The sequence below is a fragment of the Psychroserpens mesophilus genome, assembly GCF_050617655.1.
Classification (GTDB): domain Bacteria; phylum Bacteroidota; class Bacteroidia; order Flavobacteriales; family Flavobacteriaceae; genus Psychroserpens; species Psychroserpens mesophilus_A.
This window is the reverse complement of sequence record NZ_JBODQC010000383.1, coordinates 1-247: the sequence shown is the minus strand read 5'-3', so window position 1 is coordinate 247 and position 247 is coordinate 1. Positions and strand designations below refer to the sequence as shown.

1 protein-coding gene is annotated in these 247 nt (G+C 63.2%); it reads right to left on the bottom strand.

Annotated features, from left to right (window positions below; all coding sequences use genetic code 11):
* Positions 1-247: RagB/SusD family nutrient uptake outer membrane protein (locus ACRHNM_RS17695; protein WP_431137955.1), on the bottom strand; the 247-nt coding region annotated here is incomplete at both ends.

Here is a 247-nt window from a genome sequence, read left to right as displayed (position 1 = left end):
CTGGGCGGCGTTTGCCGCTTTCTGCCACTGCCGGGTATTGAGATAGTACTTGGTCAGTACGGCCAGTGCGGTCCCCCTGGAGGCCCGTCCGAATTCGGTGGCCTGATCCGGCAGGTTCGCAGCTGCTGCCTCGAGTTCCTGTTCGATGAAGGCCCGGGTTTCCTCATCGGTAGCCCGGGGTTGCAGCGGGTCGTCCGTCGAAGACGTGTAGAGCGGAAGCCGGCCGAACCAATTGTACAGCGCAGCA